Consider the following 24,728-nt stretch of genomic DNA (forward strand, 5'->3'; position numbering starts at 1 on the left):
ATCCTTGCTCAACCCTTCCTTCCCACACACCACATTTCACTAGCGCATCCCGCCGTCTCCGATGATCGTGTACGGCGCCCAGAACAGCGGATGCGCGTAGGCAAATTCGGTCTTGCCCTCGCTGTTAAGATAGCCCGGACCGTCGACCAGAGCCATCATCGCCTGGCGCAGTGCCTCGCTTCGTCCGATCTTCGGATCGTCAGCCTGTCGCTTGAACAGGTCCGTCACCAGTTGCCGCGCCGATTGCGAATGCACCGACCAGTTCGTGACCAGCAGCGCGCGCGTTCCGGCGTAAAAGAAGGCGCGGCCAAGTCCCGAGGCCGCCTCGGCGCCCGCCCCCGCTCCGGCGCCGGTGTTGCACGCCGACAGGATGACCCAATCGGCATCGAGCTTCAGGCCCAGAATCTCCTCCATGGTCAGGAGGCCATCCCCCTCCTCGCCTGTCACCGCCGGAGACGACAGGGCAAGCGCCGGCTGGGTCAGGCCGTTGAGCTCGCCCGGCACGAGACCATGGGTCGCGAAAGCGAGAATCTTGAAGCCGGAGAGGTTCATGGTCTTGACCGCGCTCTCCGTCGCGTTCTTGCCCAGGAACAAGACCTTCGACGGATCGGCCTGCAAGGCGATCGCGATCGACTTCAACTCGTCCGCGGTATCGGGCAGCCGGGGCAGCAGCGCGAGCTCGGCGCTGTCGACGCCATCCAGCTTCGGACTGTTGCGCCGCTTCAGCAGCATGCCGCGTGTCACATTGCCGCCGGCATCCGCAACCTGGAGCCGGGCGTCCGTGGCTTCCGCCTCCGCTTGCTGGTCCCTGTTGAAATAGGGATCGCCGAACGCCACCAGTTCGCTGCGTCCGGGCTTGCCCGGCGGCAACTGCCGCAGGGTCCGCAAGGCGGCCGCCGACGGCACCGTCGTTACCGCGTGGGTGCGCGCAAGCCATGGCACGTCGCGATAGCTGACGAACAGCGGGTCGTCATCCTGCGCGATTTCCATCGGAGCGGTCGGCAGCAAGGAAAGCGGCAGCAGACCGAGCGCGCCGTTGGTGACGACGATCAGGTTCTTGGCCGGCTTCCAGCCGCCTTCAACCGGCTTCAGCAGGAGCTCGTAGAGCTCATAGGCGAGCTTGAGGTCGAACGGCGGAATGTCCGAAATCATCGCCGCCTGCGGCTCGAGTGTCTCGCGCAGCTTGCGGATCCTGGTCTCGATGTCGCCCATCCTGGCCTTGACTGCCGCGAAGGCCACCGGCCCCGTCTTGGGCACGGCCCAGACGAAGCTGCCGTTCTGGCCGAAATAGAACGACAGCATCGCCTCGTTGTCGGCCAGCGTCGCGCGGATCTCGGCGACGCTCGGCGGTTTTGGCGAAACCAAATCGGCATAAGACGGAAACTTCTGCTTGATCTCCTGGCGCGCCTTGTCGCGCTCGCCGCGCAAGGCCGCAATCGAGGCCTGGATCTGCTGAACGCCCTTCTCGTCGCGATCGGCAGAGGGAATGGCGAGCACGTTGTTGAGCGTGCCGAGCTGGGCATTGACCTGCTTGGTCAGGTCCTGCTCCTTGCGCACGAGATCGGCGAGCGCCGGATCTTTCGCCGCCGCGCGCGCGCTGGAGGCTGCCAGCGCCTGCTGGACCGAGTGGCCACGGATAGCGTCGGCAAGGCCGAAGGTCTCCTCGCCGACCTCGTTGCTTGTTCCCTCAGCCCGCGCGAGCAGGAGGAAGTAGCTTTCGACGATCGTCTGCAGTCGCTGGCTGCGCGCGGCCACCACGGTCGTGTTCTCGTCGTCGGCGTTCTCGCGCGCATTCGTCATCATGATCGGAATGGCGGCCTTGAACTCGCGGATCGCGTCCGCATCGCGGCGCGCCCGCATCAGCCCGATCGCCAGCGTCCCGCGCGCCGAGGCAGCGTCGAAATGGTTCTCGCCGACACGACTGATCTGCTTCTTCACCAGTTGCTCGGCTGCGGCGATCCCGGCCTCGATCTGACCGGAGGCATAGAGCGACAGGATGCGCGACGGATTAAGCTCGAACACCTGGCGGCGCTGCGGATCCCAATTGGCGACGGCCTTGTCGATCCTCGCATACATCTCGTTCGCTTCGGGTGTCTTCCGCGACACTGTCAGGATGCCCGCAAGCTGCGAGAGCAACTGGACGGTGGCCTGGGAGTCCTCGGGCACGCCAACCGTCGTGTTGATCTCGAGCTCGACGCGCCCCAATTGTTCGGCCTCCTCATAGCGACCTTCCTCGACCAGGATGCCGGCGAGGCCCATCACGAAACGCGGCGTGACGGGATTGTATTTGCCGGTGTCCTTCAGTCGCGAGAGGAGTGCCCGGCGTGCATCCACCTCCGCCTCGGCGAGGCGTCCCTGTCGCGCCTTCATGCGGGCCTGGCTCAGCACGGCGTTGTCGATCGCCTGCAGCAACAGGGTTTCCGCCGGCGGATTGTCAGTAGCCAGCACACCTTTCATGGCGGCTCGCTTGCGTTGCTCTGCCACGCGATAGGCGGCTTCGGCCTCGCTGAACTGTCCGCGGGCCTCAAAGATCATAGCGCGGGTAGTCTCGAGTTCCGACTCCCAGCTCTGTCCGACCTTCGCGTATGAGGCGCGCCATCCGGGGAAACCGCTGGTGCGTGCTTCCTGGAGTCCGGTCAAGATGCGCCGCAGATAGGCCTCGGCCTGCGCGATATCCCCCATTTGAATGAGGATGCCAGCGATCGCGCGGTTGGCGCCGAATTGATATCCCTTGGCCCCCGGCATGGAGGCGACCTCGCGCAACTGCCGTTGCGAGATCTCCAGAGCACGCTTCGGATCGCCGGCGGCGAAATACTGGGTGGCGGCGAGCTGCATCAGCCGACCCATCATATTTGCGCTGACAGCACCTCGCCCCACTTCCATGGCCTTGTTGGCATCGACGATGGACTCGGCGAGCCGTCCGAGCTGCGCACGCGCATTGGCGCGGTCGAAATAGAACTGCGCCAGATCCTCGCGGGATTCCTTCCCTGTCGGCGTCGAGTCGGCGTCCGATTTCAGCTCCTCGATCAACTTCACGTCGGGCTTTTCGCTGTCGAGGATCGCAGTGATATCGGAGATGGTGCGCGGCGGCGCGATGAAGCCCTTGGGCAGTGCCGTGCCCGGGGCGAGCTTGGGCGCCTCCTCCTTCGGCACCTCGACCGCGACATTGGCGCGGCCATTCGCGGCATTGAGGGCGGCGAGCACGCAGGCCTTGACCTGAGGTGAGGCCTTGGCGCGACAGGCTTCGAGATTGGCTCCGCCTGCGGGGCCGCCCCCCGCGCGCATGCAGGCCTGCACGATCGGCTTGCCGACCGTCATCCGGCAGTTCTCGATCGCGGCTTCCTTTGTCAGCGCCAATGCCGAGGCCGTGGATCCCAGGAGAAGGCCGATGGCGAGCAGGTTACGGAAGGATGGCAGCGGACGAGAATCGATATGACTTTCGAACATGGCCAAAGCGCCTGATCGCCTGTTGAAAGACTTGGTCAAAATGAACGGGTACAACAGGCATAATCTATCGACACGCGCGCTTGCAGGACAAGCGCAAATGCATTCGGCGAAGGTCCGAGCTGGCAGTGCAAACGCGGGGCTTCGCCGGTGCGGCCTTCCGGTGGCGGGCCATGAAAAGCCGCCACAGCTTCAGCTTCGAAGCGAGCCGTCCTAGCCGCGCACCGCCACAGCGCGGCCGTAGGGCGGCTGGGCAGCGACCGGTGGATTGGCGGTCTGCGCGGCGAGCTCGCCGATCAGGCGGTCGGCATCCGCCGCCATGCCGTCGGGCGCCTGAATCACCAGCCGCTCCAGCGCCCACCGATAGGACGAGACGCGCTGCTCGAGGCATTGCTGCACCCACTGGATGATCAGCGAATTCTCCTGCATGCGCGCGACCGCATCCGCCTTTTCCCTTGGCGAGAGCTCGGAGACGCGCGCCATGCTGGCGTTGCGCTTCTTGTCGAGATCGATGACGCGGATTGCGCTGGCGAAGAACGGCTCGAAGCGCATGATGTCGTTGCGCACGTCCTCGATGAGCTGCGCGTAGCGCGAGGAGTGCGAGCGGTGCGGCTCGTCGATCAGCGTGCGGCCGTACATGGTGCGGTCGAACACGACGTTCTGCCGCCATGGCGACGGCAGCGCCTTGTAGTCGCCGAATACGCTCTTCCAGGCCGGGCGCGACAGCGGCGGCTCGATCATGGGATAGGCGAGGTCGCGAAGCTGGCGCTCCTCGTCGGTGAGTTGGAATTGCGAGGCCTGGATGCCAAGGCTGCCCGTCACCTCGGCTCCAAGCCAGCGGTGCATGTCGTCGCTGCGCATGTCCTCGCGGGTGCGGCCGAAATCGCCCCCGCTACAGGCAGCGAGCGTCGCGCCGGTCAGCGCGAGCAGCAGGGCCGATGCGAAACACCGTATCTTGTGGTGTGAGTCCGGCATTGCACGACAGCCGGATGATTAGCGGCGCCGTCGGCGGCGTCCCGGCGCAGTGCCCTCTTCCGGCCCGCGACCGCCGCTGGTCTCGTCCGTTTCACGCTCGATGCGGATCACGGGAAGGATCAACACCGTCCCCATCTCTGCGAGCGGAGCGACATCCCCCGATGAGCCCGGCCGGCGACCGGCCGGAAATTCAATGATGGTCCCCATGTCAGCTCTCTTCTATTGCCGCGCGACCGAAGGCGGTCCTCACAACATGGGAGTCATTAAGATCAGCACATGGTTAACGGGGTGTAAACGTGCCAGCCGCACCGTAACCGCACGGGCAAGACACGCCGTTCCATTGCGGCAAACAACAGCTCAAAATGACAGGCTCCTCTTCACAACTCGTTTTCCTTAACGAGCCTTTAAAACAACCCGCGATAGGCTGACGCGGACGATTTTTCTCGAGTTGCGTACGCCTCATGACCAAGCCGCTATTTCCAGCATTCGACGGGCTCATTAACCTGTCCCGTCGCGAAGGCGTCGATATTCGCCCGACGCTCCTCCGCGTGCTGACCGATCTTTACGTGCAGGCAAACAGCCATAGTGGCGACGAGGAGCGGCAATTCGTCGAGCTCGCCTCGCGGCTGATCGACCAGGTCGACGATGCAACGCGCGCCGCTGTCAAGGCGCGTCTTGCGATCTATCCTGCAACTCCCGCGCCGATCATGCAGAAGCTCGGGCTCCTGCCCGCGCATGAGGGCCGCAGAATCCCGCTGGCGCGCGAGATCCCCGCTCCGCCCGCGGCGGCCGCGCCCGTCCGCACGTCGACGGAAGCGGAGCTGCGGATGTCCGCGAACATGGCGATGCAGCCAAAGGACGCCGCCGAGATCCACGACATGTTCTTCCGCGCCTCGGCCTCGGAGCGTGCGCTGATCCTGCACAATCTGGCTCAAACCCCGCTGAAGGCAGCGCCCCGCATTCCGACCGCACGGGCCACGCGCGCGATCCAGACGCTGGAGATGGCGGCGTTCGCGGAGGATACCGAGAGTTTCGCGCTGGAGCTCGGCGAGAGCCTGATCCTGCCGGCCCGCGTCGCCGCGCAGATCGTGGATGATGCCGGCGGGGAAGCGCTTGCGGTCGCCGCGCGCGCGCTCGACATGCCGAGCCCCAACTTCCAGCGCATCCTCCTGTTCTTCAAGCCGGAGATCGGGACCTCCGTGAACACCGTCTACCGGCTGTCGCGGCTCTATGACCGCCTCAGCGATCGCTCGGCGCTGGTGATGCTCGCCGCCTGGCGCGGCTCGACGCTGGCGGTAACGCGCGCAAAATATCAGTCGTCACTCTATGACGGCGAACGCCAGCGCGCGCGCGGCGCCGCAAGCCAGTCGCGGCCTTCGGCGCAGCCCGGCACGATCCCGCCGATTCGGACAGGCACCGGCGGATCGGACCACTAGATCCTCAAGCGCTTGCCAATTCCAGAAAATGCCGCCCGGCGCGGTCCTCGGTCTCGACGATCCAGGCGTCGGGATCGAAGCGGATTTCCTTGGTGAGCCGTTCCTCGACCGCGGGCTCCGGCAAGGGTTGCGGCGCGACCGGCACGAAGAAGCGCTCGACCGGCCGGCCGTCGTCATAAACGGTCTGCGGCGCGGGCACGTACAGCATCGCGTTGCCGTCAAGCAGCGACACCTTGACGAACACCGCCCCGGCTTCCTCGGCGCCGCGCCGGCGCACCGCGCCGAACACGCCTTCAGTCTGGCAGCGGCGCAGGTACGCCGCCACCCATATGTTCGATTTCAACCGCATGGTCGGGACGATAGGCCAGCCGCGAAAACAGCACCAGTGTCCGCGGCAAGCGATGGCGATTATTCGACGGGATGTCCGATCGCGGCCCCAAGCTCGCGCAGCAGGCGGTCCGAGAGCTGCCCCGTGACCGGCATCTTGTGCTCGCGCTCGAACTTTTGGATCGCCGCCTGAGTTTCGCCGGAGATCGAGCCGGTCACCTTCAACTGCCCGTAGCCGTATTCGGAGAGCGCGCGCTGCACGGCGGCGACGCGGCGCATTGCGGGACTCTGTGGCGCCGGGATCGCTGCCGGCGGTCGCGCGACAACGGACTGCGACGGAGACGCTGTCGTCGTGGCCTTGACGAGATTGGTCAGGGGATCGGCGGATCTGGAGGTCGAGGCCGTTGCCTCGGCGGCCCTCTCGGCCGCCGGCGGCTTCTCTGCCGCCTTCTCCGTCCCCTTGGGCTCAGCGACGCGGAACTCCATCGGCTTCGGCTCGAGCGGCAGTGAATCGGCCGCGAGCGGGCGCGGCCGCGGCAGCGGGTTCGACAACGCAGCAGCTGACGGCGCCGGCAAATTGATCACGGTGCCGAACATCGGGGCGGGATGGCGGCCGGTTTGCAGGAACAGCGCGTTGGCGACGATGGCGCTGACCGCTGCGAAGGCGACGAGGCCGGCGACAGTATCCTTGGGACTATGCAGCAGGATCCGCAGCGCGAGATTGCGCTCTGTCTCGACGTCGACGACCGCCGCCTTGGCGCCACGGCGGCGCGGAGCATCCTCATCCCTTGCAGACTTTCTAGGCACTTTTCTTCACCAAAGCCGGTTGGTCCTGAACATTATGGCGCGGCGGCGGCATCAACGTCGCGATCTTGCTTTCGCTCTGCTTACCTTGCGACGGCGTGCAGACGAACGGCAGCTTGATGGTGACGGCCGTCCCCTCACCGAGCTTGCTTTGTATCGTCAACTCGCCGTGATGCAAGGCGACGAGGCTCTTCACGATCGACAATCCGAGCCCCGTGCCTTCATGGCGACGCTGATAGGTCTTGCCGGCCTGGAAGAACGGCGCGCCAATCCGCTTCAGGTCGTCGGGCGCGATGCCGACGCCGGTGTCGCTGATGCGAATGAAGAGGTGCGATGGCGAAACCGTGGCAGCGACGTTGACCTGCCCGCCACGCTCGGTGAACTTGATCGCGTTCGAGACGAGGTTGAGCACGATCTGCTTGAAGGCGCGCGGATCGCCGGTCATCACCGGCAGATCCTGCGGCGCATCGGTGATGAGATCGATGCCGTTCTCTCGCGCCTTCAACGCCAGCAGATTGCAGCAATGCAGGAGCGCGGCGCGCGGCGCGAACGGCTCCGGCGAAATCTCGAACTTGCCGGATTCCATCTTGGACATGTCGAGGATGCCGTTGACGACCGACAACAGATGCTGGCCGGAATCGTTGATGAGCTCTGCGTATTCCTTGCGCTGGGCCGCACCGAGCATCAGGGTCTGCTCCTGCGCGATCATCTCGGAGAAGCCGATGATGGCGTTGAGCGGCGTGCGCAGTTCGTGGCTCATGGTGGCGAGGAAGCGCGTCTTGGCGGCATCGGCTGCCTCGGCGGCGCTACAGGCCTGATCGAGCGCCTGCTCCTGGAGTTTGCGATCGGTGACGTCGCGCATCACGGCGACGACTTCGGGCTCGCGCGTCACGTCGCGGCCCAAATCCTGGTCGAGCGGCCGGCAGCGCATCTCGACCCAGATGAAATCGACCTGGCCCCGCTCGCTGCCGCCGATCTCCCGCCGCAACCGGAACTCGACGCTGCGCACGTCGCCGCGCGCGGCGTCCGACAGTGCGGTAAGATAGGCCGGACGATCGGCGACATGGACGCGATCGAACAGGCCGTGACCAGTGAGCTGGGCGCCTGGCAGGCCAAGCATGGCTTCGACCGCCGGCGAGATGAACTGGACTTGTCCGTTGCGCTGATGCCGCGAGATGACGTCGCTCATGTTGCGCGCCAGCAAGCGGTAGCGCTCCTCTTCGCGCGACAGCAGCGCAACGCTAGTGCGCGCCAGCGATTCGGCGCCGAAGGCGAGACCTGCCGCGTAGAGTGTCGCAGACGCAACGCCGAATGCCGTGAACATGCTGCGTTCGGCCGCATTGGCCTGGTCGAACGGCAACCAGTCGAGATGACCCGACAGGATCAAGAGCGCCGCGCAGGACAGCGCCAGCACCGAAGCAAAGGCCGCAACGCGGCGCGAGGCGGACAACGCCGCCTCCAAGGGAACCACGACCAGCCAGACTGCAGCAAACGATTCGATGCCGCCCGTCGTCGCCGCCACCGCCATGATCAGTCCGGCGAGCGCCAGCGACGACAGCACATGGGCGCCTTCATAGCGGCCGGTGCGCGAAAGGAACCACGACAGCAGGATCGGCGCGATCAGCCAGGCGAAGGCGGCGACCTCGATCGCGCTGGGTGCGCCGCGCATGGCGAGATAAATCGGGAATGCGGCAAAGGCGGCGAGGCTGCCGAGGAGCCTGGGGGCCATGAAAGCCCGATGGCGTGCCCGTGTCAGCGCGTCATAACGTGCCGAGGGATGCAGCAGCGCATCGAGACAATCGCGGATGATACTCAAAACTGTCACGGATCTCGCGCTTCGGCTCATGCATCGAAAAGACGCGCCGGAACGCCTCCTTGTCGTTGAGCCACCGTGTCAGAGCGACATTAAACGAACGCTAAGGCGGTGGCGCATGCGGCAGAACATCGTATGATCGTGAGGAATTTTACGCGATTTGACGGTTTCATTCGCGCGGATGGTGAACGCGAGGTTTCCGCATTCCTCGCCTTATGGTTTCGAATTGGTGGAAGGGCGCAAACGGGCAATCGCCAGCCCGCACTTTGGGAGCCGTTCGATTCGTTCAAATCTCACGCAAATTTTCGCCAAATTAAGCTCAACGCAATCACTTGCGATTTATCGAGGGTTGCTAGGTCGAAAGCCCGCGGGGGTGCCGCCGGCTGGATCTAACACACAGGTCGCAAGATGCGTTTTCTGCTCCGCATCACATTCTGGCTCGGGCTGGTGCTGGTGCTCCTGCCGCGGGATAAGACTCCCGAATCGGAGAAGGTGCCGCAGATCGGCGCCGCCGAGGCCGTATCGGCAGCGTCCGCGGCCGTCTCCGACATGAGCCAGTTCTGCAAGCGCCAGCCCGCGGCCTGCGAGGTCGGCGGCCAGGCTGCAACCGTGATCGGCCAGCGGGCGCAGGACGGGGCACGCAAGCTCTACCAGATCATCACCGACAAGAAGAACCAGATCACCAACGACAAGAACGACAAGAGCGACAAGAAGGCGCCCGACCACACCGGCTCGATCGGCAGCATGGCGGAGGCCGATCTCGACGCCGGCGCAGCTCCGCGCGACACACTGACCCAGGACGACCTGGCCGTCGAATGGCGCGGGCCGGAGACGGCGAATTAGGGATCGGATCCTATCGATTTCGACGGGTTGCATCCCTATATTGGCCCTCAGATTACAGTGCGGGCCATCATGACGACGATCGACGAAATCAGGGACAATTTCGAGGTTCTGGACGAATGGGATGACCGCTACCGGTACGTCATCGAGCTCGGCCGCACCCTGGAACCGATGCCGGAGACCGAACATTCCGCCGCCAACAAGGTGCAGGGCTGCGTCAGTCAGGTCTGGCTGTCCAAGCGGATCGATCGCGGCAACGGCGCTCCCATCCTGACATATCTCGGCGACAGCGACGCGCATATCGTGCGCGGCCTGGTCGCGATCCTGCTGTCGCTCTATTCGGGACGTACACCGCAGGAGATCCTTGCGACCGACGCGCTCGCGGTGTTCGACGAGTTCGGCTTTCGCGAGCACCTGACGCCACAGCGCTCCAACGGCCTGCGCTCGATGGTCGAACGGATCCGGACCGATGCGCGCGAGGCGCTTGCCGAGGCTTCCTGAAGACCCTCATGGTGAGGAGCGCGGAGCGCGTCTCGAACCATGAAGGCCCCCGCTCTCGCCCGCAGCCATCCTTCGAGACGCCCGCTTTGCGGGCTCCTCAGGATGAGGTGGAATGCGTGGCTCTACTTCCGCTTCCGCTGCTGCTGCCCCAATCCCATCTTCTTCGCCAGTTGCGAGCGCGCCACCGCATAGTTCGGCGCGACCATGGGATAGTCAGCCGGCAGGCCCCATTTCTCGCGATATTGCTCGGGCGTCATGTTGTACTGGGTGCGCAGATGGCGCTTCAGCGACTTGAAACGCTTGCCGTCCTCGAGGCACACGAGATAGTCCGGCGCAATCGATTTCTTCAGCGACACCGCGGGCTTTGCCGGCTCGAGCGGCGCTTCGGTCCGACCCGAGGAGACTCGCACCAGCGCGCCATGCACCTGGCTGATCAAGTTCGGGATCTCGGCCGCCGGCGTCGGATTGTTGCTGAGATACGCCGAGACGATGTTCGCCGTGAGCTCGATGAAGTTTTTACCCGCGGCATCTGACACGGATTGGACCTCAGGACCGCTGGTCGAGATGCGTGCGCAACTCGTCGATCGACGCGAAGCGCATCATGCCCTCGGGCATCTGCGCCTCGATCGAGCCGTCGGAATAGAGCGAGTAGGCCATCCCGTCGACGACGCCCGATTTGAGCACGGTGACGGCCGGCTGCTCGGCCGGTGGCGCCGGACGCGGCTCGGGCGGCGGCGGGGCAGGAGGTGGCGTGGCCTCGGTAAAGGTCGAGGGTGTGCGCGGCGGGGGACGGCGCGGCAGAGTTGGCTCAGGCGGTCGCATGCGGTCGGGCTTCGGCCAGGTATCGTCGAAGCTCGGCGGCGGCTCGGGAGGTTCCGGAACCGCAGCAGCCGGGTGCTCCTCAGCCGGCGCGACCTCGGCAGCCTTGGCCTGCGCGCGCTCACGCTCCTTGCGCGAGGTCGAAGCAAACAGCAGGTTGCGTCGGCGCGGCGCTTCAGGCGCAGGCGGAGAAGCCGGCACCTCCGGTACCGACGGAGCCTCCGCACGCGGCCGTTCGCGCGCCACAGCTTCATTCTGCCAAGGCGGCGGCGCAGCCGGAGATACCGGCATCGTGGGCTCAACCTTGGCAGCTTCGGCAGGGACCGCTTCCGGTCCGGGCATGCCCGCTGTCGTAAGGCCTGGCGGAAGCACCGGCCTGACCCGAACCTCGGACGGTGCCATCACTCCGGCGAGCCGCCGCGCGATGCCCTTCAGCTCCTGCACCACAGCGTACAGGCCCATCAGTAGCATCCCGGAGCAGACGCCGATGGTCCCGCTGAGTATGAAGGTGCTGCCGAGACTGAATTCCTTGAGCGAGATGCCCCAAAGGACCGTGAGGATACCCGCCAGAAAGGCGAAAATCCCCGCGATCAGCATTGCCAGTGTCATCGAACTCACCCCCGGCCGCGCATCCGCGCGCGACACGCCACGATACCGTCATATCGCACGCCTCGCCAACGGCCAATTGCCACGGCCGTTCCTTAAAATAGCGAAATCAGGGACTTATTCACATTCCCTTCAGCAACATCTCGCTAGCTGTATTGAAGCACCAGGATTTCAAAATTGCTGCGTTGCATCAGGAATTTAGCCATAATGCGCAATTACTTGGAAATGGAACTGCGCTATAGGGTTCCCGGGCGAAAGGGCCATGCGCACCAGCACGGCCGAGAGGGGATTCCGGGTCACCGACTGCCATGACATCCATCACCACTTCGGCGATCGATACGCCTCTCCGGCGCTCGGTTGAGCGGACTTGCGACGACCTTGCCATGCTGGTGCTGGCGGCAGTCGCGGTCATCGCGGGGCTGACCTTCCGCGACTACGGGCTCGGCTGGGACGATTACACCCACGCCGAATATGCCGATCTCTTGTTGCGCATGTTCGGTTCCGGCTTCAAGGACACCGCTGCACTCTCCTTCGCCAATCTCTACATGTATGGCGGCGGCTTCGACATGGTCGCGGCGCTCCTGCACAAGGTCATGCCGCTCGAGTTGTTCGAGACGCGCCGTCTCGTTGGCGCCGCCGTCGGCGTGATCGGGCTTGCGGTGACCTGGCGGCTCGCGCGCCGCATCGGCGGACCGCTTGCCGGTCTTGCCGCGCTGCTGCTGCTTGCGCTTTGCCCGATCTTCTACGGGCACATGTTCATGAACCCGAAGGATGCGCCCTTCGCGGTCGCGATGATCATCCTGATGCTGGGCCTGGCACGGCTTGCGGAAGAATATCCGCAGCCCTCGCCGCGCACGATCCTGATCGTCGGCCTCGGCGCGGGCCTCTCGATCGGCACGCGCATTCTCGGCGGCCTTTCGCTCGTCTATGCGATGATCGGCTTCCTGCCGCTGTTTCTGGAAGAGCTGCGCGTCGAAGGTACCCGCGAAGCGATCCGCCGCTTCGCCCATGTCGTCTATGTGCTGCTGCCCGGCCTCGTGCTCGGCTATCTGATCATGGGCCTGATCTGGCCATGGTCGATCATGGAGCCCGGCAATCCATTCCAGGCGCTGACCTACTTCTCGCACTTCTTCGAAAAGCCCTGGAAGGAGATGTTCGACGGCGCGCTGGTGTCCGTGCCCGACATGCCCTGGTCCTATCTGCCAACGCTGTTCGCGCTCCAGCTTCCCGAGGTCATGTTGGTGGCGATGATCGGCGCCGTCATCGGCACCTTCGTCATCCTGCCGCGTCGCGAGGTTCCGGCACGCCGCAAGACCATCCTGTTGATGCTGACGCTCGCAGCCACGCTGCCGCTCGTGATCGCGATGGTGAAGCGGCCCGCGCTCTACAACGGCATCCGCCACTTCGTCTTCGTCATTCCGCCGATGGCCGTCCTGGGCGGCGTCGCCTTTGCCTGGGCCATGGAGCGTCTGCGGGCCAATCATCGTGCCTGGCAGCCGGTCGTGCTCGCCACCTTCTGCTTCGGCCTCGCGCTGCCGCTCGCCGAGATGATCCGGCTGCATCCGTATCAATACACGCACTTCAACTATATCGCCGGCACCGTGCGTGGCGCCGATGACCGCTTCATGCTGGACTATTGGGGCCTGGCCTTGAAGCAGGCCTCCGACGAGCTGCGCGAGCAGCTCATCGAGCGGCAGGAAATCCCGCCGCGCAATCGCAAATGGAAGGTCGCGGTGTGCGGCCCGCAGCGGCCGGCGCAGGTCGCGCTCGGTCCCGACTTCACCATCGGCTGGGATTCCAACGCCGCGGATTTCGCCATGACGCTCGGCGAATTCTACTGCAAGGGCCTCAACGCGCCGGTCATGGTCGAGATCAAGCGCGACGACGTCGTGTTTGCTCGCGTCTACGATATCCGCGGCCGCAGCATTTCCAGCCTGCTGTCGATCCCGGCGCCGTAATATTCTTCTCCTGGCCATGTCGCCGGATGAGCCAACGGGTCGGCGCGAAGCGCCGCCGATGACAGGCTTCGCGACATCCGGGACCTCGCATTCCGCTTCGCTCATGCGAGCTGTGCTTGACTGCCGCGCATGGCGCGCCTTGCTGCAAGCGGCTCGCAGGACTAGGCTCCCGCTCCGCAACAACGAGGCTCGGAGAATTTGCCATGTCCCCAGCGGAAGCGCGCCTGAAGGAAGTGCCGTCGAACATGACGGAGGCCGAGTGGCAACAGCGGATCAATCTCGCCGCCTGCTACCGTCTCGTCGCCCTTTATGGCTGGGACGATTTGGTCGACACCCACATCTCCGCCCGCGTGCCCGGCCCCGAGCATCACTTCCTCATCAACCCCTATGGGCTGATGTTCGACGAGATCACCGCATCGAGCCTGGTCAAGGTCGACCTGCACGGCAACCAGCTCACCGAGAGCGAGTACAGCATCAACCCGGCCGGCTTCACCATCCATTCGGCGATTCACGAGGTCCGCGAGGATGCGATCTGCGTGCTGCATCTTCACACGCTCGACGGCACCGCGGTGTCGAGCAGCGCGGAAGGATTGTTGCCGCTGAACCAGACCGCGCAGCTCGTCACCCACGACCTCGCTTATCACGACTATGAAGGCATCGCGCTCGATCACGAGGAGCGGCCGCGACTCCAGAAGGACCTCGGCGGCCACAACCACATGCTGCTGCGCAATCACGGCACGTTGACGGTCGGCCGCTCGGTCGCCTCGGCTTTCGAGCGCATGTATCACCTCGAACGCGCCTGCTCGATGCAGGTGCGCACGCGCGCGCTGGGCACGCCGGTTTATCCGGTCGAGGAGATCGCGATCGAGAAGAACACCGAACTGCTCGCCAACCGCGACCGCGCCGAGCTGCGCGCCACCAACCTGGTGTGGCCGCCGCTGCTGCGCAAACTCGACCGGGTCAATCCGGGCTACCGGACTTGAGATTTGCCAGGATTCGTGTAGGATCTTCTTCGAACGACCTCTGCACGTTTCGGAATGAAACGCCGCCCAATTCCGGGCGGCGTTTTTATTTTCGCCTTCGCAGGGTCGGCAAAGCGAAGCGCGCCCATCTCCGTCGCAATCCTGGAGAGAAGGTGGACACGGCGCCTCGCGCCTTTGCGCACCTTACGCACCCCAGCGCCTACTTCACCTCTGCCAACGCGGCCAGGATGCGGGCCCAGGAGCGGATGCCTTTCTGGAAGCTCTGCAAATCGTACTTTTCGTTCGGCGAGTGGATGTTGTCGTCATCGAGGCCGAAGCCGACGAGCAGCGAATCCAGCCCAAGCGTACGCTTGAAGTCGGCGACGATCGGGATCGAGGCGCCCGACCCCATCAGCACGGTCTCCTTGCCCCATTCCTCCGTCAGCGCCTTCTTGGCGGCGGCGAGCGGCTTCATATTCCAGTCGAGCGCGATTGCGGGTGCGGCCGAATGATCGCCGAACTCGACCTTGCAGTCGCCCGGAATGCGCGCCGACACGTAGTCACGGAAGGCCTTGCGGATCCTCGCGGGATCCTGTCCTTCGACCAGGCGGAACGAGACTTTTGCCGAAGCATGTGACGGGATCACCGTCTTGGAGCCTTCGCCGATGTAGCCGCCCCAGATGCCGTTGACGTCGCAGGTCGGACGCGAGGAGGCCTGCTCGATCAGCAGGCGTCCCTTTTCGCCGGCCGGGATCGACAAGCCGATCGGCTTGAGGAACGTCTCAGACGTCAAATTGAGCTTCTTCCACTGCTCCAGGATATCCGCGGGCAGGTCCTTTACCCCGTCATAGAAGCCGGGAATGGTGATGCGTCCATCATCGTCGAACAGCGCGCCGAGGATCTTGGTGAGCACGCGGATCGGGTTCATCGCCGCGCCGCCGAACACGCCGGAATGCAGATCGCGGTTGGCAGCCGTGATCTTCACCTCTTCATAGAGCAGACCGCGCAGCGACGTCGTGATCGCAGGCGTATTCCGATCCCACATGCCGGTGTCGCAGACCAGCACATAGTCAGCCTTGAACTCGTCCTTGTTCGCCTCGATGAACGGCACGAAGTTCTTAGAGCCCACCTCCTCCTCGCCTTCGATGAGGAAGGTGACGTCGATCGGCAGCGAGCCCGTCACCGTCTTCCAGGCGCGGCAGGCCTCGACGAAGGTCATCACTTGCCCCTTGTCGTCCTCGGCGCCGCGCGCGACGATGATCTTGCGGCCGTCGACATGATCGGTGACGACGGGCTCGAACGGCGGACTCTGCCAGAGATGGAGCGGATCGACCGGCTGCACGTCGTAGTGTCCATAGAACAACACGTGCGGACGTCCGCTCGCCTTGCTCTTGCCGACGACGGCGGGATGGCCCGCGGTCGGCCTCACCTCGGTCGCAACCCCAAGGCTTGCGATGTCCCTGGCGAGATGCTCGGCCGCCGCCTTGCAATCATTGGCAAAGGCCGGATCGGCCGAAATCGACTTGATCCGCAGCAGCGCGAACAGGCGCGTCAGGCTGTTGTCGAAATCCTTGTCGATGTGATCGAGCACGGATTGGAGCTGTGCATTGGACATTGTTCTCGTTCCTGACTGCAGTGGGTCTCAAGGCGCTGCTGCTTTTAGCGCCGCCGCGGCTTTCGAGCCAGACGCATCTGGCGGATGCCTGACGTGCCAGACCAGCGCACCGGCGAGAACGGCGGTGGCCGCGAGATTGTTGCCCCAGGCCTGCAAGAGCAAGGGAAACGGCGGCAGCGACAGCAACAGAAGGATGCCTGCAACGACCAGGGCGATCCAGGTTCCCAGCCGTACGCCTGGGCGCTCGTCGAAAGCGGCACGATGCATCAGCACCGTCACCGGGAAGAACAGCCACATGAAGTAATACTGTCGCGCCAGCGGCGAGGCCACCGTCATTAGGCAGAACAGAATGCCGAGCTCCTCGGCGTCCGACCGTCCCGTTCGCCGCCGCTGCGGCGGCATCACGGCGAGGAAGCCGAGCCCGAGCGCCGCCGACACCACAAGCACGATCCAGTTCGCGGTTTGGTAATCAACATCGATCAGATTCATGGTGCGCGGCGGCTTGGCCGGATCGTCCTGATTCCAGTTGACCGGACGCACCAACCGGTGCGTCACCGCGATGATGGACTGATTGACCCACGACCAGTTCTGCTCGTCGCGCTTGCCAAAGCCCTTTTCCGAGCTCGAGCCTACCATGCCATGATACCAGGTCTTGATCTCGGCGACGTTGCGATCGAAGCCGCGGATCGGCGCGGGCACCACGAACAGCAGGATGCCAGTGCAGGCGATCATGCTGGCGGCCGCCCCCCACTGCCGCCGCCAGAGCAGATAGGGCAGCACCGCAACCGGAAACACTTTGATGGCGGTCGCGAGCGCGAACATGAAGCCAGCCAGCCAGGATTCCAACCATGTTTCCCGATGGTGGAGGCTCCAGAATCCGTACAGCATCATCGCAAGCAGAACGAGGTTGGGCTGGCCGAGGTCGAACATGTCGAACACGAAGGAGATCGTGACGAAGCTCGGCAGCGCCTCAAGCCATCGTCCCGGCGCGCGTCCCGATCTGGACATCGCATGGGAGAATTGCGCGATGTACCACCACGCCACGGCATTCAGCATCGACAGGACGATATAAAGCGGAATCTTGCCGAACCAACTCGGGATCGCGAGCAGGATCGCCGGCAACGGCGGATAGAGGAAGGGAAACACGTGGGCGGGATCGCTGGGGTAGAGATCGCCGCCTTGCAGCACCTGCTGCCCGGCCCAGTACCACAAAGCGTAGTCCTTGGTCTTGCCGTTGCCGAAAATCTCGGGAACCAGGACGTCGGCGGTCAGCGCCACGCAGCACAGCAGATACAGAACGTCGAGCGGGGCGCGCAGTGACGGAGTCCTGAGCACTCCACCCTTGCTTGAAGATTCGGTGAGCATCACAGGTCGGTCAATCCGGGCCAAAATACCGCTTGATAATATTGGATTGGATCGAAGCCGGAAACCTCTCCCCGCAACAGAAGAAAAATGAACTGCGGCTGCAAGCGAGCAGCTTGACCAAAAATCACCTTGGCGCTTAGCGCCGCAGCAATCCACCCAGCGCGCCACGCACCAGGGCGCGACCAACCGAGCCGCCGAGCTGGCCGCCGACCGACTTGCCGAGATCGGCGACGACGCCGCCGACCACCTGATTTGTGACCGTGCGCGTCACGTCGCGCGCGACACGCTGACCGGTGGTCAGCCGGGCGCGCCCGGTGTTGGTGCCGAAGATGGTGCCGACGATCGAGCCGATCTGGCCGAGGATGCCGCCCCCGCCTCCGCTTGCCGAACCGTCCGCTGTCGCCGCCGTGCCGGCGATGCGCTTTTGCAGGATCTCGTAGGCGGATTCGGAATCGATCGCGGTATCGTATTTGCCCCTCACCGGGCTTGCATCCATGATGGCCTTGCGCTCCTCCGGCGTGATCGGCCCGATCCGCGCCGAGGGCGGGCGGATCATTACCCGCTCGACCATCGATGGCGTGCCGTTGCCTTCGAGGAAGGACACGAGCGCCTCGCCCTTGCCGAGCTCCATGATCACCTTGGCGGTGTCGAGGTTCGGATTGGGCCGGAAGGTCTGCGCCGCGGCCGCGACCGCCTTTTGGTCGCGCGGGGTGAAGGCGCGCAGCGCGTGCTGCACGCGGTTGCCGAGCTGCCCCAGCACCCGGTCGGGCACGTCGATCGGGTTTTGCGTGACGAAATAGACGCCGACGCCCTTGGAGCGGATCAGGCGGACCACCTGCTCGATCTTGTCCATCAGCGCCTTGGGCGCGTCGTTGAACAGAAGGTGGGCTTCGTCGAAGAAGAACACCAGCTTCGGCTTGGGCAGGTCGCCCGCCTCGGGCAGTTCCTCGAACAGCTCTGACAGCATCCACAACAGGAACGTCGCGTAAAGCCTCGGGCTCTGCAGCAGCTTGTCGGCGACCAGGATGTTGATCATGCCGCGCCCGTCGCGATCGGTCTTCAGGAAGTCCTTCAGCGTCAGCGCCGGCTCGCCGAAGAATTTCGCGCCGCCCTGGTTCTCCAGCACCAGGAGCTGGCGCTGGATGGTCCCGACGGTTGCCTTTGTGACGTTGCCGAAACCTTGGGCAGCTTTCCTGATCGGCGCCAGCGGATCTTCTCCGGCATCCGGCCCTTTCTTGCTGGTGTCGGGCACGATGGCATCGAGCAGCGCCCGCAGGTCCTTCATGTCGATCAGGGTCAGTCCGTTGTCGTCGGCGACGCGGAAGGCGACGTTGAGCACGCCCTCCTGCACGTCGTTGAGGTCCAGCATGCGGGCTAGCAGAAGCGGGCCCATCTCGGTGACGGTTGCGCGCACGGGATGACCTTGCTCACCGAACACGTCCCAAAACACGGTCGAGAACTGGTCGGGCTGGAACACCAGCCCCATGTCAGTGGCGCGCTTGACGATGAAATCCTTGGCCTCTCCCACCTCGGAGATGCCCGAAAGGTCGCCCTTGATATCGGCGGCAAAGACCGGCACGCCTGCACGCGCAAAGCCTTCCGCCATCACTTGCAACGACACCGTCTTGCCGGTTCCGGTTGCACCGGTGACGAGGCCATGGCGGTTGGCAAACGCAAGCGTCAGCCAGGCGGTCTCGTCTCCCCTGCCGACGAAGATCTTGTCGCTGGTATCGCCGGGCTTGGTGTCTTGTGTCGCCATTACTGTTTGCCTTGGTGGGGAATGCGAACCTTGGGTTCCGTAGTTTAACGTATGTTGGGTGCCGATTGAACGGGTCAACGCATCTCGCGAGGCGCGCATATGCGACACCGTGAGAGATGAGGGTGCGCGTCTCTTCGCCGAAAGTCCGAACGATAGGTTCACTCCGCGGCAATTTTTCGCAGATTCCATCTTTCGCTCTTGCATCGCTGCAACACTCCCGGCGCGATTCGTCGCCGCCCATGCGTTCGTCGCTTGTAATTCTTAACGCACCGGCTCAAGATCATTTTCAGAAGCAAAACTCCGGACTTGAACCGGCTGAGGGGGCAGGCACATGGACGAGCTGATCGGGCGGCTGGCGACAAACGCCAGCATCGATAGTGCTGTCGCTGAAAAGACCATCGGCATTATCCTGGGCTTCCTGCGCAACGAGGGCCCTTCCGACAGCGTCCAGGCTCTTATCGACCATATTCCCGGCGCCGAAGCTGTGATTGCCGCTACGCAAGGCGGCGGCCTGTCACGCCTGATGGGCGGCGGCCTGATGGCCGTCGGTACCCGGCTGATGGGCCTTGGGCTCGGCATGTCCGATATTCAAAAGATCGCCCGTGAACTTTTTCGCTTTGGTCGAGACAAAATCGGAGCGGATCAGATGGGCAAGATCATTGCAGGGACGCCGGGCCTCAGCCAGTTCGCCTGAGCTTTCGCACTTCATATTTCATATCGAGTATCATGACATATCCCATCTCCGAGATTGAGGGCCTGTCGGCCTTCGCCGCCAGCAAGCTGAAGGCGCAGGGCATCCGCACCACCGTCGCGCTGCTCGAAGCTGCCAGCACCGTGAAGGGCCGCAAGGCGCTCTCCGCCAGGACCGGCATAAGCGAGCAGCAGCTCCTGGAATGGGCCAACGTCTCCGACTACATGCGCATTCCCGGCATGGGCAAGGCCAAGGTCAACCTCGTCCGCGCCGCCGGCGTCGCCACCGTCCGCGAGCTCGCCTATCGCAACCCGTCGCGACTGGCGCAGAACATGCGCGAGGTGAACGAGAAGCGGAAACTGGTCCGCGTGCTACCGTCCGAGAAGTCGGTCGGCGACCTCATCGCCAAGGCCCGCAAGCTGCCGCCGAAGATTTCGTATTAGTCGACAGTCTCTCGCAGCGCTTTTCCGGTTGCCTTCGCCGCCCCTGAAATTATCGCCCGCTTGTGCCGGCAATGACGGCTGCGTCTTGACTTGACCTCCCCGACCGCGCAAAGCGACCGCATGAGCGCCTTGCCCTCGCACCCCGCCCCGCCCGCTGCCGCATGGCTGCGGACGCTGCTGGCCAGGCCGGTCCCGGCCGTGATGGGCGTGCTCAACGTGACCCCGGATTCCTTCTCAGACGGCGGGCAGTTCATCGCGCCCGACGAGGCGCTGGCGCGGGCGCGCGCCATGATCGCCGATGGCGTCGACATCATCGACGTCGGTGCCGAGTCCACCCGGCCCTACAAGGGCGCCCAACCGGTCACGGCGGAGGAGGAACTGCAGCGGTTGAGGCCGGTGCTGGCGGAAGTGGTCGCCCTCGGCGCGCCGGTCTCGATCGACAGCATGAAATCTGAGGTCGTAGCCTTCGCGCTGGACCAAGGCGTCGCGATCGCCAACGACGTCTGGGGCTTGCAGCGCGATGCCGGGATGGCAGCCGTGGTCGCGGCGCGGAAAGTGCCGGTGATCGTGATGCACAACCGCGACAGCGTCGATCCCGCCCTCGACATCATGCAGGACATGATCGCGTTCTTTCAGCGCTCGCTCGACATCGCGGCCAAGGCAGGCATCGCGCAAAGCTACATCGTGCTCGACCCCGGCATAGGCTTCGGCAAGACGCCGGAGCAGAGCATAGCGGCGTTGGCGCGCCTCAACGAGCTCAGCGTCTTTGGCCTGCCGGTGCTGGTCGGCGCCTCGCGCAAGCGCTTCATCGCATCCGTATCACCATCGGAGCCGCAGCAGCGGCTCGGCGGCTCGATCGCCGCCCATCTCATCGCCGCGCAGCGCGGCGCGCGGATCATCCGTACCCATGACGTCGCCGAGACCCTGCAAGCCCTACGGGTCGCCACCGCCATCGAGAGCAAGCCATGACCGATACGATCTTCCTCACCGGCCTCGTGATCCATGCCCGGCACGGCGTGATGGAGCATGAGACCGAGGTCGGCCAGCGCTTCGTCATCGACCTCGAGCTCTACGCCGACCTCCAGGAATCCTCGCGCAGCGACCGGCTCGCGGACACCGTCTCCTATGCCGACGTGGTTGCGACAACGACGGCTGCGTTCAAGAACACCAATTACAGGCTTCTGGAGCGCGCGGCCGGTGCGGTGGCCGATGCCATCCTGGCGCATTTTTCGCGCATCCGTGCGGTGAAGGTCACCGTGCACAAGCCGCACGCGCCGATCGCCGCCATCTTCGATGACGTCGGCGTCGTGCTGACGCGCTCGCGGCACCCGCACAATGGCTAGAGGCCCTGATTTGACGTTCGCAGGAGGAAGCTCGGCAAATGGAGAGCGAACGTCAAATCCGGTCCGCTAGCGCCGTCATTGCGCTGGGCGGCAATGTCGGCGACGTCCGCGCGACGTTCAGAGATGCAATCTCGGACATCTGCGGCGCGTCCCAGGCGAAGCTGCTCGCGCGCTCGTCCGACTATTCCACCCCACCCTGGGGAGACGAGGACCAAGCCCCCTTCATCAACGCCTGCATCGAAATCGAAACCAGCCTCGATCCCCAGGAGCTGCTATCCGTGCTGCAAAAGGTCGAGCAAAAATTCGGCCGCACGCGGACCAAGGAACGGCGCTGGGGGCCGCGCACGCTCGATCTCGACCTGATCGCCTATGACGATGTCTCCTTGCAGACGCCGGAACTGACGCTGCCGCATCCGCGCCTGTTCGAGCGCGCCTTCGTGCTGGTGCCGCTCGCCGAAATCGCCCCCAACCGCATGATCGGCGGGATCCGCGTGCGCGACGGCCGCGCCAGCGTCTCAACACAAGGAATCGAGCGGCTTCCGGATACCGGTTAACCAAAAACAACCGTTTGCAGGGGCGGCCGACCGTGGCAATTTCGCTCCCAACGATGAGAACGAATATGTCCGGGAGTTTCCTGCCGAATGACCGCCGTGACTGACGATCTGCTGCTGGCCGCGGACTTTCCCAAGGCGAGTTACGAGGATTGGCGCAAGCTGGTCGATGGCGTGCTGAAGGGTGCGCCGTTCGAAAAGCTCGTCGGCAAGACCTACGACGGGTTGAAGATCGATCCACTCTATCCGCGTGCCAAGGATGTCGCAGCCGTGGTGGGGCGGCCGGCGGCTGCGCCCTGGCAGATCATGCAGCGGATCGACCATCCCGATGCGGCGCAGGCGAACGCGCAGGCGCTTAACGATCTGGAAAATGGCGCGACGGGCTTGGCGCTGGTGTTTGCCGGCGGCAATGGCAGCCATGGCTTTGGCCTGGAACCGACGGCGGATGCGGTCGCGAAGGTCCTGAGGGATATTCACCTCGATGCCGGCATCGGCATCGAGCTTCAGATCGGCCCGCAATCGCGGATGGCTGCGATCCACGTTGCGGAATACGTGAAGAGCAACGGCATAGACCCTGCGGCCTGCGACATCCGCTTCGGCCTCGATCCGCTCGCGGCGTGTGCGGTCTGGGGGCATAGCCCCTACGCCTGGGAGGAGATCGTTCCAGCGGTGACCGGCGGGATCAAGGGCCTCGCAGCGCTCGGCTTCAAAGGACCGTTCGCATCCACCGACGGACGTGTGATCCATGACGCCGGCGGATCGGAGGTGCAGGAGCTCGCCTTCGTGCTCGCCTGCGGCGTTGCTTATTTGCGCGCAATCGAAGGCGCCGGCGTTGCCTTGGAGCAGGCACAGGGCATGGTCTATGCACGGCTTGCCGCGGATGCCGACCAGTTCCTGACCATGGCAAAGGTCCGCGCGCTTCGGCTATTGTGGGCGCGCGTCGAGCAGGCCTGCGGCTTGACGCCGAAGCCGCTGTTCATCGCGGCCGACACCGCCTGGCGCATGCTGACGCAGCGCGACCCCTACGTGAACATGCTGCGCGCGACCATGGCAACGTTCGCCGCAGGCCTTGCCGGTGCCAATGCCATCACTGTGCTGCCGCACACGCTGGCGCTGGGGCTGCCCGACCCATTCGCGCGGCGCGTGGCGCGCAACACGCAACTCGTGCTGCTCGAGGAAAGCAACCTCGCAAAGGTCTCCGATCCTGCCGCGGGCGCAGGCGGCATCGAGACGCTCACGACGCAGCTTTGCGAGGCGGCCTGGGCCCTGTTCCAGCAAACCGAGAAAGCCGGCGGCGCCTTTGCCGCGCTTCAGCAGGGCCTGATCCAGGGCAAGGTCGCCGCAACGCGCAAGGTGCGCGAGGCCAACATCGCCAAGCGCCGCGACGTGATAACCGGCGCCAGCGAGTTTCCGAACCTGCAGGAGAGCGACGTGGCCGTGCTGCCCGCGACGCCGGTCGCGCTTGCGCCTTACGGCGAGCAAAAGTTCAAATTCGCCCCGCTTGTGCCGATCCGCATTGCGGAACCTTTCGAGGCGCTGCGCGATCAATCCGACATGACGCTGAAGGCAAGAGGCGCGCGGCCAAAGGTGTTTCTGGCCAATCTCGGCACGGCCGCCGATTTCACCGCGCGCGCAACCTTTGCAAAGAGTTTTTTTGAAGCCGGAGGCATTCTGGCCGTCGATAGCGAGGGCTCTACCGATCCGGCACAGCTTTCCGCCGCCTTCAAAGCGTCAGGCGCGAAGCTCGCCTGCCTTTGTTCCAGCGACAAGGTCTACGTGGCCCACGCGGGAGCCTCGGCCAAGGCCCTGCAAATCGCGGGCGCGAAGCATATCTATCTGGCAGGCCGGCCAGACGAGAACGAGTCCGCGTTGCGCGCAGCGGGCGTGAGCGGGTTCATATTTGCAGGTGCTGATGCGCTGACCACGCTGCAAGACGCCTATCGACGGATGGAGCAGGCATGACCGAGACGACCAAACCCGTTCTCACCGGCGGCTGCCAATGCGGCGCGGTACGCTTCGCGGTGACGACAGCACCAAACAAGGTTTCGATCTGCCACTGCCGGATGTGCCAGAAGGCAAGCGGCGCGCCGTTCGCCTCCTTTGCCGATATCAACAGGACAGATTTCGCCTGGACCAAGGGACAGCCGTCGTTCTTCCGCTCATCTACTATCGCCGAGCGGGGCTACTGCCCGGCCTGCGGCACACCGCTGAGTTTCGGCCGCATCGACGGCGAGCGGATCGAGATCATGACCGGCGCGTTCGACCGCCCCGACCGGGTGGTGCCGACGCGGCAATATGGCACGGAGTCGCGGCTCGGCTGGGTGGTCGGAATCTCCAATCTGCCGAGCCAGACCACGCAGCAGAATTACGGGCCGGAGAAGATGGCGACCATCGTGAGCTATCAGCATCCGGATCATGATTGAGGGCTGAGATGTCGGGGCTATGATTTTGATAGGCTATGCTATGCTCCGAGCAC

Annotated in this window: 23 protein-coding genes; 12 read left to right on the plus strand and 11 right to left on the minus strand. The window is 64.5% G+C overall.

Annotated elements, in window-relative coordinates:
- Positions 1-39: 39 nt before the first annotated feature.
- The 3 genes from QA640_RS29080 to QA640_RS29090 all read right to left on the minus strand — a co-directional run bounded on the left by QA640_RS29080 (position 40) and on the right by QA640_RS29090 (position 4,626).
- A complete protein-coding gene (locus QA640_RS29080; protein WP_283036301.1) occupies positions 40-3,447 on the minus strand; it encodes a CHAT domain-containing protein in 3,408 nt (1,135 codons plus the stop codon).
- A gap of 210 nt (positions 3,448-3,657) precedes the next feature.
- Positions 3,658-4,419 (minus strand): hypothetical protein, encoded by a 762-nt coding sequence (locus QA640_RS29085; protein ID WP_283036302.1) that lies wholly within the window; start codon positions 4,417-4,419, stop codon positions 3,658-3,660.
- Positions 4,420-4,437: 18 nt separating this feature from the next.
- Positions 4,438-4,626: a hypothetical protein gene (locus tag QA640_RS29090; protein ID WP_283036303.1), complete on the minus strand. Its 189-nt coding sequence runs from the start codon at positions 4,624-4,626 to the stop codon at positions 4,438-4,440.
- Between the two features lie 254 nt (positions 4,627-4,880).
- Here QA640_RS29090 and QA640_RS29095 point away from each other — a divergent pair, with 254 nt between their 5' ends.
- A complete protein-coding gene (locus QA640_RS29095; RefSeq protein ID WP_283036304.1) occupies positions 4,881-5,855 on the plus strand; it encodes a DUF2336 domain-containing protein in 975 nt (324 codons plus the stop codon).
- Between the two features lie 4 nt (positions 5,856-5,859).
- Here QA640_RS29095 and QA640_RS29100 read toward each other — a convergent pair whose 3' ends face one another.
- The 3 genes from QA640_RS29100 to QA640_RS29110 are packed head-to-tail and all read right to left on the minus strand — an operon-like array spanning position 5,860 to position 8,832.
- Positions 5,860-6,204 carry a DUF1491 family protein gene (locus tag QA640_RS29100; RefSeq protein ID WP_283036305.1) on the minus strand — a complete coding sequence of 115 codons (345 nt, stop codon included), beginning with the start codon at positions 6,202-6,204 and terminating at the stop codon, positions 5,860-5,862.
- A gap of 59 nt (positions 6,205-6,263) precedes the next feature.
- Entirely contained in the window at positions 6,264-6,989 is a 726-nt protein-coding gene (locus QA640_RS29105) for a peptidoglycan-binding domain-containing protein (RefSeq protein WP_283036306.1), read from the minus strand.
- A complete protein-coding gene (locus QA640_RS29110) occupies positions 6,982-8,832 on the minus strand; it encodes a PAS domain-containing sensor histidine kinase (protein ID WP_283036307.1) in 1,851 nt (616 codons plus the stop codon). The genes QA640_RS29105 and QA640_RS29110 overlap by 8 nt, the downstream gene beginning before the upstream one ends.
- Positions 8,833-9,207: 375 nt before the next feature.
- Between QA640_RS29110 and QA640_RS29115 the strand changes: the two genes are divergently transcribed.
- Positions 9,208-9,642, plus strand: coding sequence for a DUF5330 domain-containing protein (locus QA640_RS29115; protein WP_283036308.1), 435 nt, complete (start codon positions 9,208-9,210; stop codon positions 9,640-9,642).
- Positions 9,643-9,711: 69 nt separating this feature from the next.
- Positions 9,712-10,140: a SufE family protein gene (locus QA640_RS29120; protein ID WP_283036309.1), complete on the plus strand. Its 429-nt coding sequence runs from the start codon at positions 9,712-9,714 to the stop codon at positions 10,138-10,140.
- Positions 10,141-10,262: 122 nt separating this feature from the next.
- Here QA640_RS29120 and QA640_RS29125 read toward each other — a convergent pair whose 3' ends face one another.
- Together QA640_RS29125 and QA640_RS29130 are read right to left on the minus strand one after the other, a co-directional pair.
- Positions 10,263-10,676 carry a MucR family transcriptional regulator gene (locus tag QA640_RS29125; RefSeq protein ID WP_254096273.1) on the minus strand — a complete coding sequence of 138 codons (414 nt, stop codon included), beginning with the start codon at positions 10,674-10,676 and terminating at the stop codon, positions 10,263-10,265.
- A 10-nt stretch (positions 10,677-10,686) separates the two neighbouring features.
- Positions 10,687-11,568: a DUF308 domain-containing protein gene (locus QA640_RS29130; protein ID WP_283036310.1), complete on the minus strand. Its 882-nt coding sequence runs from the start codon at positions 11,566-11,568 to the stop codon at positions 10,687-10,689.
- Positions 11,569-11,873: 305 nt separating this feature from the next.
- Here QA640_RS29130 and QA640_RS29135 point away from each other — a divergent pair, with 305 nt between their 5' ends.
- Positions 11,874-13,523 (plus strand): glycosyltransferase family 39 protein, encoded by a 1,650-nt coding sequence (locus QA640_RS29135; RefSeq protein WP_283036311.1) that lies wholly within the window; start codon positions 11,874-11,876, stop codon positions 13,521-13,523.
- Between the two features lie 203 nt (positions 13,524-13,726).
- Positions 13,727-14,506, plus strand: a complete 780-nt coding sequence (locus tag QA640_RS29140; protein ID WP_283036312.1) for a class II aldolase/adducin family protein — start codon at positions 13,727-13,729, stop codon at positions 14,504-14,506.
- Positions 14,507-14,705: 199 nt separating this feature from the next.
- Here QA640_RS29140 and QA640_RS29145 read toward each other — a convergent pair whose 3' ends face one another.
- The 3 genes from QA640_RS29145 to QA640_RS29155 form a co-directional block, all read right to left on the minus strand.
- Entirely contained in the window at positions 14,706-16,100 is a 1,395-nt protein-coding gene (locus tag QA640_RS29145) for a M20/M25/M40 family metallo-hydrolase (protein WP_283036313.1), read from the minus strand.
- A 27-nt stretch (positions 16,101-16,127) separates the two neighbouring features.
- Complete coding sequence (locus QA640_RS29150) at positions 16,128-17,465, minus strand: glycosyltransferase family 87 protein (RefSeq protein WP_283036314.1); 1,338 nt, start codon at positions 17,463-17,465, stop codon at positions 16,128-16,130.
- Positions 17,466-17,601: 136 nt separating this feature from the next.
- Positions 17,602-19,224 (minus strand): helicase HerA-like domain-containing protein, encoded by a 1,623-nt coding sequence (locus QA640_RS29155; protein ID WP_283036315.1) that lies wholly within the window; start codon positions 19,222-19,224, stop codon positions 17,602-17,604.
- Positions 19,225-19,555: 331 nt separating this feature from the next.
- On the opposite strand from QA640_RS29155, the gene QA640_RS29160 reads away from it, so the two are divergent.
- From QA640_RS29160 to QA640_RS29190, 7 genes are all read left to right on the plus strand, one after another.
- On the plus strand, positions 19,556-19,918 hold the full coding sequence (locus QA640_RS29160; RefSeq protein WP_283036316.1) for a DUF2267 domain-containing protein: 363 nt from the start codon (positions 19,556-19,558) through the stop codon (positions 19,916-19,918).
- 32 nt (positions 19,919-19,950) lie between these two features.
- Positions 19,951-20,358: a DUF4332 domain-containing protein gene (locus QA640_RS29165; protein WP_283036317.1), complete on the plus strand. Its 408-nt coding sequence runs from the start codon at positions 19,951-19,953 to the stop codon at positions 20,356-20,358.
- Positions 20,359-20,478: 120 nt separating this feature from the next.
- Positions 20,479-21,327, plus strand: coding sequence for a dihydropteroate synthase (gene folP, locus QA640_RS29170; protein WP_283036318.1), 849 nt, complete (start codon positions 20,479-20,481; stop codon positions 21,325-21,327).
- Positions 21,324-21,701: a dihydroneopterin aldolase gene (folB, locus tag QA640_RS29175; protein WP_283036319.1), complete on the plus strand. Its 378-nt coding sequence runs from the start codon at positions 21,324-21,326 to the stop codon at positions 21,699-21,701. Before folP ends, folB begins: the two co-directional genes overlap by 4 nt.
- Before the next feature lie 38 nt (positions 21,702-21,739).
- A complete protein-coding gene (gene folK, locus QA640_RS29180; RefSeq protein WP_283036320.1) occupies positions 21,740-22,255 on the plus strand; it encodes a 2-amino-4-hydroxy-6-hydroxymethyldihydropteridine diphosphokinase in 516 nt (171 codons plus the stop codon).
- 87 nt (positions 22,256-22,342) lie between these two features.
- Positions 22,343-24,214, plus strand: a complete 1,872-nt coding sequence (locus QA640_RS29185) for a methylmalonyl-CoA mutase family protein (protein ID WP_283036321.1) — start codon at positions 22,343-22,345, stop codon at positions 24,212-24,214.
- Positions 24,211-24,675 (plus strand): GFA family protein, encoded by a 465-nt coding sequence (locus QA640_RS29190; RefSeq protein ID WP_283036322.1) that lies wholly within the window; start codon positions 24,211-24,213, stop codon positions 24,673-24,675. The genes QA640_RS29185 and QA640_RS29190 overlap by 4 nt, the downstream gene beginning before the upstream one ends.
- The last annotated feature ends 53 nt before the right edge of the window (positions 24,676-24,728 follow it).

The organism is Bradyrhizobium sp. CB82 (assembly GCF_029714405.1).
In the GTDB taxonomy this organism is placed as follows: Bacteria; Pseudomonadota; Alphaproteobacteria; order Rhizobiales; family Xanthobacteraceae; genus Bradyrhizobium.